Raw genomic sequence first — 16,161 nt, 5'->3', positions numbered from 1 at the left:
TCAGCTCCGCCCGCTGCCGGGCAGGAAATCCTGGATCTTGGCTTTCACACCCTGCTGGACCACGGAGGCCCGGTCGCTGTCGCCGTGCAGAACGGCGGAGGCGGCGGCCTTGATCTGGTCCCAGGTGGCGTGGGGCGGGATGGGCGGCACCGCAGGGTCGGTGCGGAAGTCGATGACGAACGGCCGGTCCGCGGCGAGCGCCTGACGCCACGCCGCTTCCACCTCGTCGGGCGTCTCGACCCGGACCCCGTCCAAGCCGAACATGCGGGCGACGTCGGCATAGCGCACGTCGGGCAGGCTCTGCGAGGGCTCGAACTGCGGTGCGCCCTGCATGGCGCGCATCTCCCAGGTGACCTGGTTCAGGTCGTGGTTGTTCAGCACCGCCACGACCATGCGTGGATCGGACCACTCCTGGTAGTACTTGGCGGCGGTGATCAGTTCGGCGAGGCCGTTCATCTGCATGGCGCCGTCGCCGACGATCGCGATCGCCGGCCGGTCGGGGTGGGCGAACTTCGCGCCGATCACGTACGGCACCCCAGGCCCCATGGTCGCGAGGGTGCCGGAGAGGGAGCCGCGCATGCCGTCGCGGAAGCGCAGGTGGCGGGCGTACCAGTTGGCGGCCGAGCCGGAGTCCGCGGCCACGATCGCGTTCTCGGGCAGCAGCGCGTCCAGCGCGTGGACGACGTACTCGGGGTTTACCGGGTCCGCGGTGACCTCGGCGCGGCGCTGCATGACCTCCCACCAGCGCGCCGCGTTGTCCTCCACCGTCTTGCGCCAGCTGCCGTCCGCCTTCGGCTCCAGGAGGGGGATCAGACGGCGCAGCGCCTCGGTGGCGTCGCCGACGAGGTTGACCTCGAACGGGTAGCGCAGGCCGACCATGGACGGGTCCAGGTCGATCTGCACCGCCCGCGCCTGGTCGAACTCGGGCAGGAACTGGGTGTAGGGGAAGCTGGAGCCCACCACGAGGAGGGTGTCGCAGTCGCGCATCATCTCGTAGGAGGCCCGGGTGCCGAGCAGGCCGATCGAGCCGGTCACGTACGGCAGGGTGTCGGGCAGCGCGTCCTTGCCGAGCAGGGCCTTCGCCACGCCGGCGCCGAGCAGGTCGGCGACCTGCTCGACCTCGGGGCGGGCGTGCCGGGCGCCCTGCCCGATCAGCATCGCCACCTTCTCGCCCGCATTGAGGATCTCCGCCGCCTTCGCCAGATCCTCGTCGGTGGGGACGGGGGCGTAGTGCGGGATGCCGAGGCTGGAGGGGACCTGCTTGAAGGCGTGCGCCGGCGGTTCGTAGTCGAGTTCCTGCACGTCGGCGGGGATGATCACCGCGGTGACCGTGCGGCGTGTCGCGGCGATGCGCATGGCCCGGTCGAGGACGTTGGGCAGCTGGGCGGGGACGGTGACCATCTCGCAGAACTCCGAGGCCACGTCCTTGTACAGGGCGAGCAGGTCGACTTCCTGCTGGTAGGAGCCACCCATGGCACTGCGGTCGGTCTGCCCGACGATCGCGACCACCGGGACGTGGTCGAGCTTGGCGTCGTACAGGCCGTTGAGGAGGTGGATCGCACCCGGACCGGAGGTCGCGGCGCAGACGCCCGTGCGGCCGGAGAACTTGGCGTACCCGACGGCCTGGAAGGCGGCCATCTCCTCGTGCCTCGCTTGGATGAACCGGGGCCGGTCCTCGGCGCGACCCCACGCGGCCAGCAGCCCGTTGATGCCGTCGCCAGGGTAGGCGAAGACGTACTCGACATCCCAGTCGCGCAGCCGCTCGAGCACGTAGTCGGAAACCTTCATCACCCAACTCCTCCACAGCGCGGTTCTGGCCCTGGGCACCGGGGCGGGGCCCGTGTGCGCGGGTAACCCGTCGGCGCCGGTGTGAAACCCGCCCGGCGAGAAGCGGGGTGGCAGAGCGTCAGGGTTGCCAGGGTCCTGGGCAGTATCACCGCAGCGGGCACTCGACCCAGAGAGACTTGCCGAACGGCCGCAGGTCGGTGCCCCACCCGGTGGAAAGGCGTGAGATTGCCGGGGCGAGCCGCGAGTTCGACACCGAGATCGTCGACCAGCTCCCGGACGAGCGGCTCGCCTGGTGCGCGGGCGGGCGATTCCGGCCACGATGTCGACGCGGAAGACGCCGGCGGCGTCCGCGAACACCAACTGGCCGTCTCGGGTGGTCTGGCCGGTGGCGTGGACGAAGACGACTTCCGGCGGGGCGTGACCGCCGGGGACGCCAGGCAGGGTGATCGCGTAGCGTGACGGGAGGTTCATGGCCGGCCCCGCTGATGCGGACGGTCGGTGTGGAGGGCCGCGTGGACGTTGTCACGGATGGTGAACAGTTCGTCGGTGCTGGTGATCTCCAGTAGTCGGCGGATCTGCGGTGAGAGGGCTGCCAGGACGAGTCGGGTGCCGGCCAGTGTGGTGTCCTGGAGGGTCTGGAGAAAGGTGTTCAGGCCGGAGGAGTCGCAGAAGGTGACACCGGCCAGATCGACGACCAGCTGGGGCGGGCGATCCCTGACGGCGCGCGCGAGGGCGTTCTCCAGCTTCGCTTGCTGGGCCTGGTCGATCTCGCCTTCCACGCGGCAGACGACGGCCTCGTCGGTCGCCAGTGTGGTGATCCGCAGGATGGGCCAGACGGCGTTGCCGGTGTTCGCGGGGGTCTGCTCGGACATGAGTGGGCTCCCTCCTGGTGAGGAAAGCTGTCCGCCTTCGAGCTTGCCCCGCCGCCCGCGTCGAAACCACCCCCTGCGCTGCCGAAGCCGACCGCTCAAACCAAGCCCGGCAACGTCTGGTGGACGGCCCAGTCCCGCCCAAGCGGTCCACCTTCCAGGTCGCACCTCGGCGTAACGGTACGTCACCTCGTGAGGGAGCATCCGGACGAGGCCGCAGTGGTTCATGCACGGCAGATTGGGGCCCGGCCACAGCCGGGACAGGGGATGACCGGCTGGCCGGTGGCCGGACACCGGTTGCGACTGAATCTCCGGCCGTGTACTACAGCCCCAGGCGGTGCCAGGATCCGGCGGCTCGCGTGGCGACCGCCGGACGACGGCCGGTCGACGCAGCCACTATGCGGCACCCGCACACACCATGGCCTGGGCGACGATCTCCAGGCAGGGGGCGCAGTAGTCTCAGGCCCCTTCGACGACCACCACGACTACGCCGCCGCCCTGCGCGAGAACGCGCTGCTCCTGCTCGTCGTCCCGCTCATCTGAGGAACAGCCGCAGCTGCCCGCCCCCCTGAAACGGGAAACGTCGACGGAACGGCAGAGCAGGCAGTCTCGATCCCGTTACCGAGTTTTGAGTCGCCGATTCCGGGCACCCGCTCTGGCCATCAGAGCCTCAGGGAGGACCCGATGTCCACAGGAACGCTTATTGCGATCATCGTTCCCATTGCGGTTGTTCTCATTCTGTTGGCCGTTGCAACGTGGTACCTCATCCGGCGCCGCCGGCTCCAGGAGCGCTTCGGACCCGAATACGACCGGACCGTCCAGCGCTCAAAGAGCAGGTTCGCCGCAGATCGGGAACTGCGTGCCCGCGAGCAGCGCCACGACCACCTTGATATCAAGCCGCTGCCGGAGACGATGCGGGACCGGTATGCCAAGGACTGGACACAGGTCCAGCGGCAGTTCGTGGACCGGCCAGGCGAGGCGGTGCAGCAGGCCGACCGGCTCGTGACCGTGCTCATGCATGAGCGCGGCTACCCGACGGAGGGCTACGAGCAGAAGGTCCGGGACCTGTCCGTGGAGCATGGACGCACTTTGGAGCACTTCCGGGCGGCCCACGCGGTAAACGAGCACGTCCGTGACCACGACGCGACCACCGAGGAGCTCCGCGGCGCGATGGTGCACTACCGCGAGCTCTTCGACGAATTGCTCGGTAACGGTCATCGCGGGTCGACCGGCGGTCGGAGGGGCGACCGGAGGTGAGACGGCGTCCGGAACGCGCGAAGCGGTAGTGGCCACCAATACGATGAAAGCGAATCAAGCAGATGAAGTACGAAGGCAGCACCAAGAATGACGAAGAGCGCCTGACCACCGAGGATCTGGCCCGTTCCCCCGAGACGGAGAAGGAACCCGTGGGCCAGGACCGGCAGGAGACGGAAACGGCGGAGGAGAGGCCGGTGTACCCGGGCGAGGCCACCGGTGGACTCGCCGAGGAGGAAGCCGGACGGGCGGAGAAGGGAGAGCCCGAGAGCCGGGAGAGCGCCGACGAGGGCGGAACCCCTAGGGAGCAGGAGACCGCAGAACAGCCGAGCGAGCCCCCCCGGGGCGCTGGTGAGGAGCCGCTGTTCGCCCCGGAGGACGAGCATGAGCTCAGGTCCCGCTGGCAGGAGATCCAGAGCAAGTTCGTCGACGATCCCCAGGAAGCGGTGCGCTCGGCGGATGTATTGGTCGCTGACCTGATGCAGCGCCTGGCTGCCTCCTTCTCGGGCCACAAACGAGGCTTGGAGCAGCAGTGGAACCGTGGGGGTGAGGTGCAGACCGAAGACCTGCGGCTGGCACTCCAGCAGTATCGGTCCTTCTTCAACCGGCTGCTCAGCAGCTGAGTCCGGTCGCCGGTGCAGTGGCGGGGTCGATCCAGCGGCTGCTCGTGCCACCGCGCGCAGGGGGCGGTGAGCCGGTCCCAGCCGATGACGAAGTCGGGAGATCCTCAAATTCCACTGGCGGCACCCCGCTGCTGCCCTGACCGACATCGGCCAGGGCAGCGGTTTGCGCCCGGTGGGTAGGCTGCCGTCCGGCTGGCGGTCACGGTGCCTGGGTGTCGGCTGGCGGCGGCTCGGGGGTCTCGTCGTCCTCGGCCTTGGCTCGGACGTCCTTCGGTGTGGGGGCGACGATGTGGCGTTCCTCTGCGGACCGCTCCCGTGTCTTCTCGTCGGACTGCGGGGTGTTTTCGTCAGGCTGCGGGGTGTCGTTCTTCTTTCGGGCGCTCATGGCCCCGTCCTCTCGTGAGGTCTGGCGGATTTCGGTGCGCACGCGGTGGCGCGCGTCTGTCCATCCGCAGGCAAGCAATTCGCCGTCACGCCCGCGGCGGCGGGCAGGAAGGCAGCGGAGGAGCTCCTCTCCGTGCAGGGCGGCGAGCACGGCGGTTGCGGCGCTGACGCCGGGGAGGCAGCGGGAGGGCGGCGGCGGCCGCCGCCAGGTTGGCCGGAGCCTCAACGGTCGGCGGCCCGTCATGCCCTCGCGCAGTGCCCGCGGCTCGTCGGGGTGCAGGCAGCCGAGGATCGACAGTGCCGTCGGCGGCAGGGCCTCCTCCAGGAAGCCTGTGGACGTGCTGCTCGGCCACCGACACCTCACGGTGGGCGTCCTGCGCGGTGCGCACGTTCCTCAGTCCCGGCAGCTCGTGCGCGCCCGCGCCCGCCGTGAGCAGCAGCGGCACCGCCGGATCGACCTCGCACAGCAGGATGGTGACCGCCGGGAGGCCGACCCCAGCCATCATCGTCAGATGGATCGCCGATTCGCGCAACGCGGTGTCCTGGACGCGGCGGTGCAGTACCCGGTCCGCCGCGGCCGGCACGATCAACGCGGGCAGCAGCCCGTACATGAGGTAGCGCGTGGAGGCATCCCGCACGTCCCGTCCTGGGCCGGTCGGCTGCCGCAGCGCGGCTGCCGTGGTCACCGGAGGATACTGCCCGTGCCCGGCGCAGTTGGCTGAGGCCCACACGACCGCTCCCCTTCGTCGGCTCCCCGGTTCGCGGATGCCACCCGGGTGTGGCTCATGCACCCCAGGACAACTGGGCGAATTGCATGACACCGATAGCCAGGAGGGGGCGGGGTTGCCTAGGGGCTCCGGGTGATTCCGGATCATGAGGATGGCGGCGAGGGCAGCGCGAAGTGACGAACGGTGGGAGACAACGACGACGAGGGGGCAAGAATCGGAGGAGAAGGCGGACCACAAGGGGGGCGAGATACTCCAGGAGGTGAGAGTCGCCCAGACCGACGCGCAGATCCTCTTCGGCTTCCTGATCAGCGTGCTGTTCACCCCTAGGTTCATCCAGATCAGTCCGGCAGACCGGACGCTCTACAACGTCACGGTGGTCCTCGGCGCTGTCGCCACCGGCACGCTGATCGCCGTAGCCGAGCTCCGGCCGGCCCATCCGGAAACGAAGCACCGCGCGGCTCGGTCGGCCACAACCACGGGCCGCGCTGTCGCCGCCAGGCCGAACCGCTTTCCCACTCCTCGTGGCCACCACGTCAGCCAGGACTGGACCACCAGGACGGTCCCGACCGCCGCGTACGAGATAGCGTTGGAAACCAGCGGCGGCGCGAAGACCAGCCAGGAGAAGAACCGCAAGCCGACCAGCGTGGCCACAGTGAAGGCCGCGCCCGGCAGCAGGCCGCGCCACGGTACCCGCCTGCCGAGCAGGAGGTGCGGAAGCCACCAGAACTGCAGCAGGCCTCCGATCAGGGTCGCGAGGATCCGCGGGACGGGCTGGGCGGCCGTGCGACGCCACGGCACGCCGCTCCAGGCAGCGATGACGAGATACGCGGTCACGCCGCCCACTGCCACCGCTCGCCGCCACATCTGGTGCCCCCACCGGCGTGAAGCCGCCAGATCCGCTCGTAGACGGTCTGGATCACGCCGGTGAGCGAGATCCCGAACGCGGCGACGGCGGCAAGGCTGAAGGCGGTGGTGGTGCTGAGGATCTGCCCGCGAGAGCTGAACAGCATGCTGACCGCCCGGCTGCCGCGCGGCGACAGTCCGAGGCCGTCGGCGATCCAGTCCGTGATGCCGCGGGCCGTGGGCCGGGGCCGCGGCGATCACCATGAGCAACCGCGCCAGGGTCAGGAATATCAGCGTGGCGAACGCCAGCGACCGGTGCAGCAACTCGATCTCCCGGCCGCGCCGCCAAGCCCTCCGGGAGACCTCCGTCAGCCGATGGCCACGCAGCAGAGGGCCGGATCCATGCCGACCGCGCAGCCTCCGCCCCGCGGTGCGTGGCCGGCATCGTCTCCAGGGGAATGATTTTCGGCCGTCTGCCCGTGATCCACCGCTCATCCCGGAGAGATCCGGCCGCGCCACCCGCCGCTCTCGAGGCCGCGTTCCTCGATGAACCCCTTGAAGCGCTTCAGGTCGCCCTTCACCCGCCGATCGAGCACACCGAGCGCGTCCGCACTCCGTTCCGCCATCCCCTCCGGCTCGAAGTCCATGGCCACCTTGACCCGCGTGTGATCCGCGTCCAGGCGCTGGAACGTCACCACGCCCATCTGCGTGACCTCACCGGACACGGTGCGCCACGCCACCCGCTCGTCGGGCAGCTGGTCGACGATCTCGGTGTCGAACTCGCGCTCCACACCGGCGATGCTCGTCTTCCAGTGGTTGTGGCGGTCGTCGATCTGACGGACCTCCTCCACGCCTTCCATGAACTGCGGAAACTCCTCGAACTGGGTCCACTGGTTGTACGCCGTGTGCAGCGGCACCTCGACGTCGATCGACTGCGTCACCATGCTCATGGGACACCTCCGGGAAACGGGGACCGCCACCTCGGCGGTCCGGTGGAAGCTGGCGCGGCCCGGCCCGGCCCGAGCACCCCTGCCGGGCGCTCGGATGACCCGGGCCGCGCTGCTCGGTGTCAATGCCTTGCGGCATCCTTGATCTTCTCCAGCGCATGCTTGGCGTCGGCCTTGGTCTGCTGGCCCTTTCCCTCGGCGGTCATCCGTCGGTCACCGACGGCCTTGCCAACGGTTTCCTTCGCCTTCCCCTTCAGCGCTTCGGTGGCGTTCTCCGCCTTGCGTTACGTGCCCATGAGCACCGCCTTCCTCGTCCTCGCGCAGCCGCACGGCTTGCGGGTCCCGGCGTGAACGTATCCGTGTCAACCAGTCGATCTCACAGCCGCTCGTCACCAGCGATACCAACGGCCGTCGGCCCCGTGCAGTGCAAAGCCCAGGATCCACAGCACCAGTACGGCGAGGGCGACCCACCACAGCACATGGACTGCGAATCCCGCACCCCCGAGCACGAGTGCCAGCAGCAGGACCAGAACGAGGAGCAACATGATCCACAACCTCCTTCATCACCCACCGCGCCTGCCCCGTTCAACGGGGTGTACACCCCCGAACTTCGCGCATGTTGACGGGGGCAGCCTGGCGCTGGCTCGGAGTGGTTCGGACGGACCTGGCGGGACGGGGCACGTACGCGATCCGAAATCTCCCCGATCGGTTCTGGCGGCCGCCGTTTGACGGATATGCAGGCCGGGTCGAAGGTGAACAGATACCAGTTGGGAAGCGATCCGGGCCGAGCGCTGGCCGACGCTGCGCGCCCTGACTGGAGAGGGACTGATCGACGATGTCGGACAAGACAGCCAAACAGATCGCCGAGTTCATCAAGCCGCTGCAGGTGAAGCCGGGGTCGGAGATCGATGTGGCCGAGGACTTCGATCCTCGCTACAGCGCTGGTATGAAGAAGCGCGATTGCGTCGAACTCGTGCGCACCGGCGTGGCGCTGCTGGCCGAGTACCAGAATCGGCTGGCCGCCGAGGCCAGGTACGGCGTCCTGCTCTGTCTGCAGGGGATCGACGCCGGAGGCAAGGACAGCACCATTCGTCACGTCATGAGCGGAGTGAATCCGCAGGGCGTCAGGGTGAGCAGCTTCAAGGTTCCCTCGGCCGAGGAGCTCGAGCATGACTACCTTTGGCGTTACGCCCAAAGGCTGCCGGCCCGCGGGGAGATCGGGGTCTTCAATCGCTCCCACTACGAGGAAGTCTTGGTGGTGCGGGTCCACCCCGAGTACCTGGACCGGCAGAAGCTCCCTGCCGAGGCGAAGAGCCCCGGGGTCTGGGAGCGCCGCTATCGGGAGATCAATGACTGGGAGCGCTACCTCACCGACAACGGCTTCAAGGTGGTGAAGATCTTCCTCAACCTCTCGAAGGAGGAGCAGCGGCTCCGGTTTCTGAAGCGAATCAAGCGGTCGGAGAAGAACTGGAAGTTCTCCGCCGCCGACGTCCGAGAACGGCAGTGGTGGGACGACTACCAGCAGGCGTTCTCCGCGATGCTGTCGGCGACGAGCACCGCGTGGGCTCCCTGGTACGTTGTCCCGGCCGACCGGAAGTGGTTCGCGCGTATGTGCGCGGTCGGAATCCTCATCCACGCCCTGATGGAAGTCGACCCGCACTACCCCGCGGTGGACGAGAAGACCCGGAAGGAACTGCGTACCACCAAACGCCTGCTGGAGACGGAGGCTGCCGAGGGCGTCGAGCCTCGATGACAGTCAGTAGGTGTCCCGTGGGATGCGGTGGCCTGGGTGATGGCAGTGTGGCGGTGCCGTTCTGAAACGGTCGGTCTCGCCGTGCACCCCGAGCTTGGCAACACCCACGAATGCGCGTCCTCCACCCAAGGCGGATCGTGGAGGGATGGACGAGATCCCTAAGCGCTGGGTGCTGACGTTTCCCGGGCCCCAAGGCGCGCACGATGAGCAGCCAGTCATCGCGGTGCACGTGCGAGCCGGTGAGACCGGTCCGCACGGCCACCCCCTCTACACGGACGACCGGGGGGTCCTGGCGGAGATCACAGCGGACGGCGTGGTATTCCTCCTGGACAGCGACGGCCTGCCCGAGCCAGGGACACCACCGCACGCACACCCGCTGCCCTGAGCTGGTGGCCGCGCCGGACTGAGCCTTCCCCCGGGACATGGACACCGGAGTTTCATGCGGCGAGGGTGATCCTACGGGACGCCGCTGTCCTGAATCGACAAGATCCAAGTGTCAGGGCGTCCACATCACGGGGCAAAGCTCAGCCGCCGGGATGCACCTGGGCCCCGACGCCCTGGCGGCCCTGGAGAAGGCCGCCGACGAGGCGGAGAAGGCCCGGTAAAAAGGGGGCAGCCCAGAGGAACAAACCAGGCAGACCGCCGGAGACGGCCCGGAACGGGAGGAACGGCGGCGCACCCGACGCCGACGGAAGCCACGGCTGAAGGCCGCCATGCTCGGACGCTCCAGGGGCGGCCGGACCAGCAAGGTCCACGTCGCTGGCGACCGAAAGTGCCGCCCACTGGCGCTCGTCCTGACCGAGGGGCAGACCGCCGACAGCCCGACGTTCATCCCCGTGCTGAAAAGGTCCGGGTCCGCGGGCCCCTCGGCCGCCTTCGCACACCCGCCCCGACGCGGTCGCCGCAGATAAGGCTTACTGAATTCGGCGCTTCGAGGTGACGGAGCCGGCAGATCGAGCGGGCGTCCGGCCGCTGTGACGGCCCGTTGGTACGGTAACGAACCTCACGTCCGTCGCGACGGGCTCCTGGACCCGGGCGCTGGCCCAGGAGCGGCGGTCTACCGGGATGCGGCGGGATACGCGGCGGTCGCGCGGATTTCGACGAGGAGTCCCGGGCTGGCGAGGCCGCTGACCCCGATGATCGTCCAGCTCGGGTAGGGCGCCTTGACGAGGCGCTGTTTGGCCGCGATGAAGCCGGGCAAGTGCCGGCGGATGTCGACGTGGTAGCTGGTGACGTCGACGAGGGCGGACGGGTCGAGGTTCTCCAGTCGAAGGATCTCTTCGATCTTCCGGATGGCGATCTCGGTCTGCTCTTCGATGGTGTCCGGGATGGTTCCGTCGGCGCGGCGACCGATCGTTCCGGCGATGAACAAGAGGCCGTGCGCGCGGACCGCGGCGGAATAGCCGAAGCTTGCGAAGGCGCTGGTGGTTTGCCCGAAGACTGTGTTGTCCTCGGGGATCGCGACGGTGTGGACGGTCATTGCGGTGCTTCCTTTTCTTTGGTGACGCGGTCGTGGAGTCCGTGGAGTCAGTTGCCCCAGCGGGACGAACGGCAGGCGTGCTCCAGCCGGGTCCGGCCGAAGGTCTCGCGTTCACGGAGGAATTCGCCGGGGATCGTGTACCGGGGTGCGTTCTTCGGGTCTTTCGCGGCCTGCGCGACGATCGCGTCGGTGAGTGAGCGGATCATGTCCAGCCGTGGATAGGCGGCGTGCACGGCGTCGGCCTGCTCGTCCGTGACGGCGTCGACGTGGTCGGCGCCGGTTGGGCCACCGAAGTCGAGTGCGACGCCCTCGCGGACGAGCACGCACAGCGTGCCACGGCGTTCTGCGATACCCGGGGAGGTGTGGAGGGCGATGGCCTGCCAGACCTGGTCGGCATCGATTGCGGGTACTCCGCGGTCGATGAGGAATGAGGCGGCCCGGTCGGCGCCTTCGACCTCGAACCGTTGGTTGTGCGGGCCGTCCGACGCCACGCCGAGGTCGTGCATCGCGCACGCGGCGAACAACAGGTCGTCCTGGTAGTCGTGGCCGACGACCAGGCCGAGGCGGTCGGCAACCAGCCGGGCGAACAGGTAGCTGCGGATGCTGTGGTTGAAGACGGACGGCGTTTCCACCGGTCGGATGAGGTTCATGACGGCGTCGGCAAGCGGTGTGCCGGGCAGCGTGATCAGGTCGGCGGTCGCCTCGTGGGTAGGTCCGGTCATGTCTTCAGCCTGGCCGGGACCGCCCTGACCTGGTGAGAGGCAAAATTTCCTCACTTCGCTAGAATCTTGCCATGGCAGTGCATCGAGTCGCAGTCCTGGCGCTGGACGGGGTCACCCCACTCGACCTGGCGATCCCGACACAGATCTTCACCACCCGGCCGGAAACCCCCTACGAGATGACCCTGTGCGCGCTGCAGCCGAAGGTGGCCACCAGCGCGGGTTTCGCCCTGGTCGCCGACGAGGGCCTGGAGCGGGTGAGCACCGCCGACACCGTGATCGTGCCGGGATTCGACCCGATCCTCCCGTTGCCGGACGCCGTGCTCGAGACACTGGCCGGAGCCCGCGACCTAGGCAAGCGTGTGGTGTCGATCTGCACGGGCGCCTTCGCGCTGGCCGCGGCGGGCGTCCTGGACGGGCTGCACGCCACGACCCACTGGAAGCACATCGACGAGTTCGAGCGGAGCTTCCCGGCCGTCTCGGTCGACCGCGACGTGCTCTACGTCGACGAGGGCGACGTGCTCACCTCGGCCGGGGTGTGCTGCGGCATCGACCTGTGCCTGCATATCGTGCGCCGCGACCTGGGCGCGGAAATGGCCAACCAGATCGCCCGCGGTCTGGTCGCCGCCCCGCACCGAGACGGTGGGCAGGCCCAATACGTGCCGGCTCCCGTCGCGGTGGCCGGCGAGGCGTCGCTGTCCGGTACCCGTGGATGGGCCCTGCAGCGGCTCGGCGAGCCGCTCACGCTGCGCGTGCTCGCCCGGCACGCGGGCCTCTCGCAGCGCACCTTCATGCGCCGCTTCACCGAGGAGACGGGCACGACCCCGTTGCAGTGGATGCTCAACGCCCGGCTGGGCAGGGCGCGGGAGCTGCTGGAATCCACGGACCGCTCGGTGGAACAGGTGGCGCGGGACTGCGGGCTGGGCACGGCGGCCAACCTGCGGCTGCACTTCCGGCGCGCACTGGACACCACCCCCACCGCCTACCGCCGCACCTTCACACGCTCGACGTCGCGCAGTCCGGCCTGTTCACCAGCGGTCACGCCCTCGGACTGAGAACGTCCACCACGACACTGAAGGGTTTCACAGGCGGGTCGCTGCTGCATCGCTGTCGCCAGAGCGACGACCTGCCCGCGGACGGGACGTGCGGGGGCGGCGTGCGTCGGAAGTCTCGCAAATTCCTTAGCCTCACCTCTGGTTCGCTGGCCGTGCCGATAGCGCTCCGCGAGCAGTGGCTGAAGGGGAACGGATGTCCAAGCGTGCACTGATCACCGGGGTGACCGGTCAGGACGGGTCGTACCTGGCCGAGCACCTGATCTCCCTGGGATACGAGGTCTGGGGCCTGACCAGGGGGCAGGCCAACCCGAGGAAGGACCGGGTCAGCAGGCTGATCCCGGACCTGCGGTTCGTCGACGGCGACCTGATGGACCAGAGCAGCCTGGTCTCCGCGGTCGACACCATCCAGCCGGACGAGGTGTACAACCTCGGGGCGATCTCCTTCGTGCCGATGTCCTGGCGCCAGCCGGAACTCGTCACCGAGGTCAACGGCACCGGCGTGCTGCGGGTGCTGGAGGCGATCCGGATGGTCAGCGGGATCAACAAGCCGGCCGGTTCCGCCGGCGGTCCCGGGCGGATCCGGTTCTACCAGGCCTCCAGCTCCGAGATGTTCGGCATGGTGGCGGAGACCCCGCAGAACGAGCGGACCACCTTCCACCCGCGCAGCCCGTACGGCGTGGTGAAGACCTACGGTCACTACATCACCCGCAACTACCGCGAGTCCTACGGGATGTACGGGGTCTCGGGGATCCTGTTCAACCACGAGTCGCCGCGCCGCGGGGCCGAGTTCGTGACCCGGAAGATCTCCCTCGCGGTCGCGCAGATCAAGCTCGGCCTGCAGGACCGGCTGCTGCTCGGCAACCTCGACGCCGTCCGCGACTGGGGCTTCGCCGGGGACTACGTCCGGGCGATGCACCTGATGCTCCAGCAGGACGAGCCGGGCGACTACGTCATCGGCACCGGGCGGATGCACTCGGTGCGGGACGCGGCCCGGATCGCCTTCGAGTGCGTCGGGCTCGACTGGGAGCGGTACGTCGAGGTCGACCCGGGGCTCGTGCGGCCCGCCGAGGTGGAGACGCTCTGCGCCGACGCCGGCAACGCGCGGGAGACGCTGGGCTGGGAGCCGAAGGTCGACTTCCCCGAGCTCATGCGGATGATGGTCGAGTCCGACCTGGAACAGGCGCGCGTGGCCCGCGACTACGACGAGGTGCTGGCCGGCGCCCGCTGGTGACACCGGCCGGGCACAACGGAAGGGCGGTGGGGACGCGAAATCCCCACCGCCCTACCGTTGTTCGACGGCCCGCCCGCTCGGCGGCCGGGAGAGCTCCAGGATCGCCAGCGCGATCCCGGCGCCCTGGTCGCCGAGCCGGGAGGCGTAGCGGCGCAGCATCGCGTTCTCCTGCGCGAGGCTGGTGGTCGGCAATCCGGCGGCGCGGCGGCTGAGTTGCTGGCCGCGGGCCAGCCGGATGCGGTGGACCAGTTGGGCGATCAGCTGTTCGTCGAGCTCGCTGAGCTCGCTGAGCTCGGCCGCGGCCGGGTCCGTGGTGCCCTCGGTGGAGGGCAGCGGCACTCTCGGTGCGTCGCCGTGCGGGAAGGGTTCGGGCATGGCGGTGATCCTCGTCGACGTCGGGGCGCTCGGCCCGGTCGGGCCGCACCCATGGCTCGCGCAACTGACGATCCAGCCGAACGGCCCGGCAAATCCCTAGAGTCCGAGGCCCGTTCGGACATGATCGACAGACCCTAGGGAAATTCGGCGCGGCCCCGATCGAGACTGGGCGCTGGAGTGCGGGAATGCGAGCGCCGCGCGTGCCGGGCACGCGGGCCGTCCTCAAGCGGATCCCTGCCGTTCGCCGGTCTTCCAGATGGGTTGCGTCGATGATGGACAAGGAACAGAAGCTCCGGGACTACCTCAAGCGGGCCAGCGCGGACCTCCAGCGCTCCCGGCAGCGGGTGGACGAGCTGGAGGCGGCCGCCCGGGAGCCGATCGCCATCGTGGGGATGAGCTGCCGCTTCCCCGGCGGGGTCACGGCTCCCGAGGACCTCTGGGCGATGCTCGTCGCCGGCGAGGACGGCATCACCGGCCTGCCCGCCGACCGCGGCTGGGAGCTCGACCCGGCGGACGGGCCGGTCGACGTCCGGGGCGGGTTCCTGCAGGGCGCCGCCGACTTCGACCCGGGTTTCTTCGGCATCTCGCCGCGCGAGGCGCTGTCCATGGACCCGCAGCAGCGCGTCCTGCTGGAGGCGTCCTGGGAGGCCATCGAGCGCGCGGGCATCGACCCGAGCAGCGTCCGCGGCACCCGCACCGGCGTCTTCGTCGGCGCGATGCCGCAGGACTACCGCACCGGGCCGGACGACGACGTCCACGGCTTCGTGCTGACCGGCAACGCGACCAGCGTGATCTCCGGCCGCCTCTCCTACGTCCTCGGCGCCGTCGGCCCGGCCGTCACGGTCGACACCGCGTGCTCGTCGTCGCTCGTCGCGCTCCACCTGGCCGCGCAGTCGCTGCGCGCGGGGGAGTGCGGCATGGCGCTCGCCGCGGGCGTCACCGTCATGTCGACCCCCACCACCTTCGTCGAGTTCGCCCGCCAGGGCGGCCTGGCCTCGGACGGCCGCTGCCGCTCCTTCGCCGACTCCGCGGACGGCACCGGGTGGGCCGAGGGCGTCGGCGTGCTCGTCCTGGAGCGGCTGTCGGTGGCCCGGCGCAACGGGCACCGGGTGCTGGCCGTCGTGCGCGGCACCGCCGTCAACCAGGACGGCGCCTCCAACGGGCTCACCGCGCCCAACGGGCCGTCCCAGCAGCGCGTCATCGAGCAGGCGTTGCGCAACGCGCGGCTCTCCGCCGACCAAGTGGACGCGGTCGAGGCGCACGGCACCGGTACCGTCCTCGGCGACCCGGTCGAGGCCCAGGCGCTGCTCGCCACCTACGGACGCGGGCGGGACCCGCAGCGCCCGCTGCTGCTCGGCTCGGTGAAGTCGAACCTGAGCCACACCCAGGCCGCGGCGGGCATGGCCGGGGTGATCAAGACGGTGCTGGCGCTGCGGCACGGGCTGCTGCCGCGCACCCTGCACGTGGACGAGCCGTCGACGCACGTCGACTGGGCGTCCGGCGCCGTCCGGCTGCTGACCGAGGCGACGCCGTGGCCGCAGGGCGCCGAGCCGCGCCGGGCGGGCGTCTCGTCCTTCGGCCTCAGCGGCACCAACGCGCACGCCATCATCGAGGAGGCCCCGGCGGCGGAGGAGACGCCCGCGTCCGGGGCCGTCGAGGCCGGGATGCTGCCCTGGCTGGTCTCCGGCCGCACCCCCGAGGCGCTGCGGGCCCAGGCCCAGCGGCTGGTCGCGTTCCTGGCGACGGACGCCGAGGGCTCCGACGCCGACCTCGCCCACGCGCTCGCCACCACCCGCGCCGCCCTGGAACACCGCGCCGTCGTCACAGCGGCCGGCCGCGCCGAGGCCGTCGCGGCGCTCACCGCGCTCGCGGACGGCGAGGGCGACGGCCGGGGGGTGCTCGGCACCACCCAGGGGCGCGGCAAGCTCGCCTTCCTGTTCGCCGGCCAGGGCTCGCAGCGCCTCGGCATGGGCCGCGAACTGGCCGCCCGCTTCCCGGTGTTCGCCGCCGCGCTGGACGAGGTGCTCACCCGACTCGACGTCCAGCTCGAAGGCCGGCCGGGCGCGCCGCTGCGCGACGTGATCTGGGGTGCCGACGAGGACGCCCTGAACC

At 69.9% G+C, this 16,161-nt stretch carries 19 protein-coding genes and 4 pseudogenes; 10 read left to right on the top strand and 13 right to left on the bottom strand.

Features of this window, described 5'->3' with window-relative positions:
* The 3 genes and pseudogenes from ACFVWU_RS19035 to ACFVWU_RS19025 form a co-directional block, all read right to left on the bottom strand.
* Nucleotides 1–1,788: a thiamine pyrophosphate-requiring protein gene (locus ACFVWU_RS19035; protein ID WP_387622188.1), complete on the bottom strand. Its 1,788-nt coding sequence runs from the start codon at nt 1,786–1,788 to the stop codon at nt 1–3.
* A gap of 360 nt (nt 1,789–2,148) precedes the next feature.
* Nucleotides 2,149–2,259, bottom strand: a pseudogene (locus tag ACFVWU_RS19030) (DUF6296 family protein); the annotation flags it as partial.
* Nucleotides 2,256–2,660, bottom strand: a complete 405-nt coding sequence (locus ACFVWU_RS19025) for an STAS domain-containing protein (RefSeq protein ID WP_387622059.1) — start codon at nt 2,658–2,660, stop codon at nt 2,256–2,258. The pseudogene ACFVWU_RS19030 and the gene ACFVWU_RS19025, both read right to left, overlap by 4 nt.
* A gap of 681 nt (nt 2,661–3,341) precedes the next feature.
* Between ACFVWU_RS19025 and ACFVWU_RS19020 the strand changes: the two genes are divergently transcribed.
* Nucleotides 3,342–3,914: a hypothetical protein gene (locus ACFVWU_RS19020; RefSeq protein WP_387622056.1), complete on the top strand. Its 573-nt coding sequence runs from the start codon at nt 3,342–3,344 to the stop codon at nt 3,912–3,914.
* A gap of 62 nt (nt 3,915–3,976) precedes the next feature.
* Nucleotides 3,977–4,534 carry a hypothetical protein gene (locus tag ACFVWU_RS19015; protein WP_387622054.1) on the top strand — a complete coding sequence of 186 codons (558 nt, stop codon included), beginning with the start codon at nt 3,977–3,979 and terminating at the stop codon, nt 4,532–4,534.
* A gap of 199 nt (nt 4,535–4,733) precedes the next feature.
* Here the strand turns inward: ACFVWU_RS19015 and ACFVWU_RS19010 are convergent, their stop codons facing one another.
* Both ACFVWU_RS19010 and ACFVWU_RS19005 read right to left on the bottom strand, forming a co-directional pair.
* On the bottom strand, nt 4,734–4,919 hold the full coding sequence (locus ACFVWU_RS19010) for a hypothetical protein (RefSeq protein ID WP_387622052.1): 186 nt from the start codon (nt 4,917–4,919) through the stop codon (nt 4,734–4,736).
* Nucleotides 4,920–5,004: 85 nt separating this feature from the next.
* The gene (locus ACFVWU_RS19005; RefSeq protein WP_387622049.1) at nt 5,005–5,604 is read right to left on the bottom strand and encodes a hypothetical protein; all 600 of its coding nucleotides are present in this window, start codon (nt 5,602–5,604) and stop codon (nt 5,005–5,007) included.
* A 187-nt stretch (nt 5,605–5,791) separates the two neighbouring features.
* On the opposite strand from ACFVWU_RS19005, the pseudogene ACFVWU_RS19000 reads away from it, so the two are divergent.
* A pseudogene (locus ACFVWU_RS19000) lies at nt 5,792–6,007 on the top strand (DUF6328 family protein); the annotation flags it as partial.
* On the opposite strand, the gene ACFVWU_RS18995 reads toward ACFVWU_RS19000, so the two are convergent.
* Nucleotides 6,007–6,489, bottom strand: a complete 483-nt coding sequence (locus ACFVWU_RS18995; protein WP_387622202.1) for a hypothetical protein — start codon at nt 6,487–6,489, stop codon at nt 6,007–6,009. The pseudogene ACFVWU_RS19000 and the gene ACFVWU_RS18995 overlap by 1 nt on opposite strands.
* Nucleotides 6,477–6,656 carry a hypothetical protein gene (locus tag ACFVWU_RS18990; protein ID WP_387622199.1) on the bottom strand — a complete coding sequence of 60 codons (180 nt, stop codon included), beginning with the start codon at nt 6,654–6,656 and terminating at the stop codon, nt 6,477–6,479. Before ACFVWU_RS18990 ends, ACFVWU_RS18995 begins: the two co-directional genes overlap by 13 nt.
* On the opposite strand from ACFVWU_RS18990, the gene ACFVWU_RS18985 reads away from it, so the two are divergent.
* A complete protein-coding gene (locus ACFVWU_RS18985) occupies nt 6,571–6,951 on the top strand; it encodes a hypothetical protein (protein WP_387622047.1) in 381 nt (126 codons plus the stop codon). The genes ACFVWU_RS18990 and ACFVWU_RS18985 overlap by 86 nt on opposite strands.
* 29 nt (nt 6,952–6,980) lie before the next feature.
* Here ACFVWU_RS18985 and ACFVWU_RS18980 read toward each other — a convergent pair whose 3' ends face one another.
* The 3 genes and pseudogenes from ACFVWU_RS18980 to ACFVWU_RS18970 form a co-directional block, all read right to left on the bottom strand.
* Complete coding sequence (locus tag ACFVWU_RS18980; RefSeq protein ID WP_387622044.1) at nt 6,981–7,439, bottom strand: SRPBCC family protein; 459 nt, start codon at nt 7,437–7,439, stop codon at nt 6,981–6,983.
* 119 nt (nt 7,440–7,558) lie between these two features.
* Nucleotides 7,559–7,717: pseudogene (locus ACFVWU_RS18975) on the bottom strand (CsbD family protein); the annotation flags it as partial.
* A gap of 108 nt (nt 7,718–7,825) precedes the next feature.
* A complete protein-coding gene (locus ACFVWU_RS18970; RefSeq protein WP_380616291.1) occupies nt 7,826–7,981 on the bottom strand; it encodes a hydrophobic protein in 156 nt (51 codons plus the stop codon).
* A gap of 290 nt (nt 7,982–8,271) precedes the next feature.
* Here ACFVWU_RS18970 and ACFVWU_RS18965 point away from each other — a divergent pair, with 290 nt between their 5' ends.
* The 3 genes and pseudogenes from ACFVWU_RS18965 to ACFVWU_RS18955 all read left to right on the top strand — a co-directional run.
* Nucleotides 8,272–9,189: a polyphosphate kinase 2 family protein gene (locus tag ACFVWU_RS18965; RefSeq protein ID WP_387622041.1), complete on the top strand. Its 918-nt coding sequence runs from the start codon at nt 8,272–8,274 to the stop codon at nt 9,187–9,189.
* Nucleotides 9,190–9,334: 145 nt separating this feature from the next.
* Nucleotides 9,335–9,574, top strand: a complete 240-nt coding sequence (locus ACFVWU_RS18960) for a DUF6296 family protein (RefSeq protein ID WP_387622038.1) — start codon at nt 9,335–9,337, stop codon at nt 9,572–9,574.
* Between the two features lie 124 nt (nt 9,575–9,698).
* Nucleotides 9,699–10,107: pseudogene (locus tag ACFVWU_RS18955) on the top strand (hypothetical protein); the annotation flags it as partial.
* Nucleotides 10,108–10,246: 139 nt separating this feature from the next.
* On the opposite strand, the gene ACFVWU_RS18950 reads toward ACFVWU_RS18955, so the two are convergent.
* Nucleotides 10,247–10,669 carry a RidA family protein gene (locus ACFVWU_RS18950; RefSeq protein ID WP_387622036.1) on the bottom strand — a complete coding sequence of 141 codons (423 nt, stop codon included), beginning with the start codon at nt 10,667–10,669 and terminating at the stop codon, nt 10,247–10,249.
* 47 nt (nt 10,670–10,716) lie between these two features.
* Nucleotides 10,717–11,391: an HD domain-containing protein gene (locus tag ACFVWU_RS18945; RefSeq protein ID WP_387622033.1), complete on the bottom strand. Its 675-nt coding sequence runs from the start codon at nt 11,389–11,391 to the stop codon at nt 10,717–10,719.
* 71 nt (nt 11,392–11,462) lie between these two features.
* Here ACFVWU_RS18945 and ACFVWU_RS18940 point away from each other — a divergent pair, with 71 nt between their 5' ends.
* Both ACFVWU_RS18940 and ACFVWU_RS18935 read left to right on the top strand, forming a co-directional pair.
* A complete protein-coding gene (locus ACFVWU_RS18940; RefSeq protein ID WP_387622030.1) occupies nt 11,463–12,443 on the top strand; it encodes a GlxA family transcriptional regulator in 981 nt (326 codons plus the stop codon).
* Between the two features lie 193 nt (nt 12,444–12,636).
* Nucleotides 12,637–13,674 (top strand): GDP-mannose 4,6-dehydratase, encoded by a 1,038-nt coding sequence (locus ACFVWU_RS18935; RefSeq protein WP_387622027.1) that lies wholly within the window; start codon nt 12,637–12,639, stop codon nt 13,672–13,674.
* A gap of 51 nt (nt 13,675–13,725) precedes the next feature.
* Here ACFVWU_RS18935 and ACFVWU_RS18930 read toward each other — a convergent pair whose 3' ends face one another.
* Nucleotides 13,726–14,049 (bottom strand): hypothetical protein, encoded by a 324-nt coding sequence (locus ACFVWU_RS18930; protein WP_387622024.1) that lies wholly within the window; start codon nt 14,047–14,049, stop codon nt 13,726–13,728.
* Nucleotides 14,050–14,321: 272 nt separating this feature from the next.
* On the opposite strand from ACFVWU_RS18930, the gene ACFVWU_RS18925 reads away from it, so the two are divergent.
* Nucleotides 14,322–16,161: type I polyketide synthase (locus tag ACFVWU_RS18925; RefSeq protein ID WP_387622021.1), on the top strand; the 1,840-nt coding region annotated here is incomplete at its 3' end.

The sequence above is a fragment of the Kitasatospora sp. NPDC058190 genome, from assembly GCF_042883685.1.
GTDB lineage: Bacteria > Actinomycetota > Actinomycetes > Streptomycetales > Streptomycetaceae > Kitasatospora.
The sequence above is the reverse complement of the archived record's forward strand: the minus strand, read 5'-3'. Positions and strand labels throughout refer to the sequence as shown.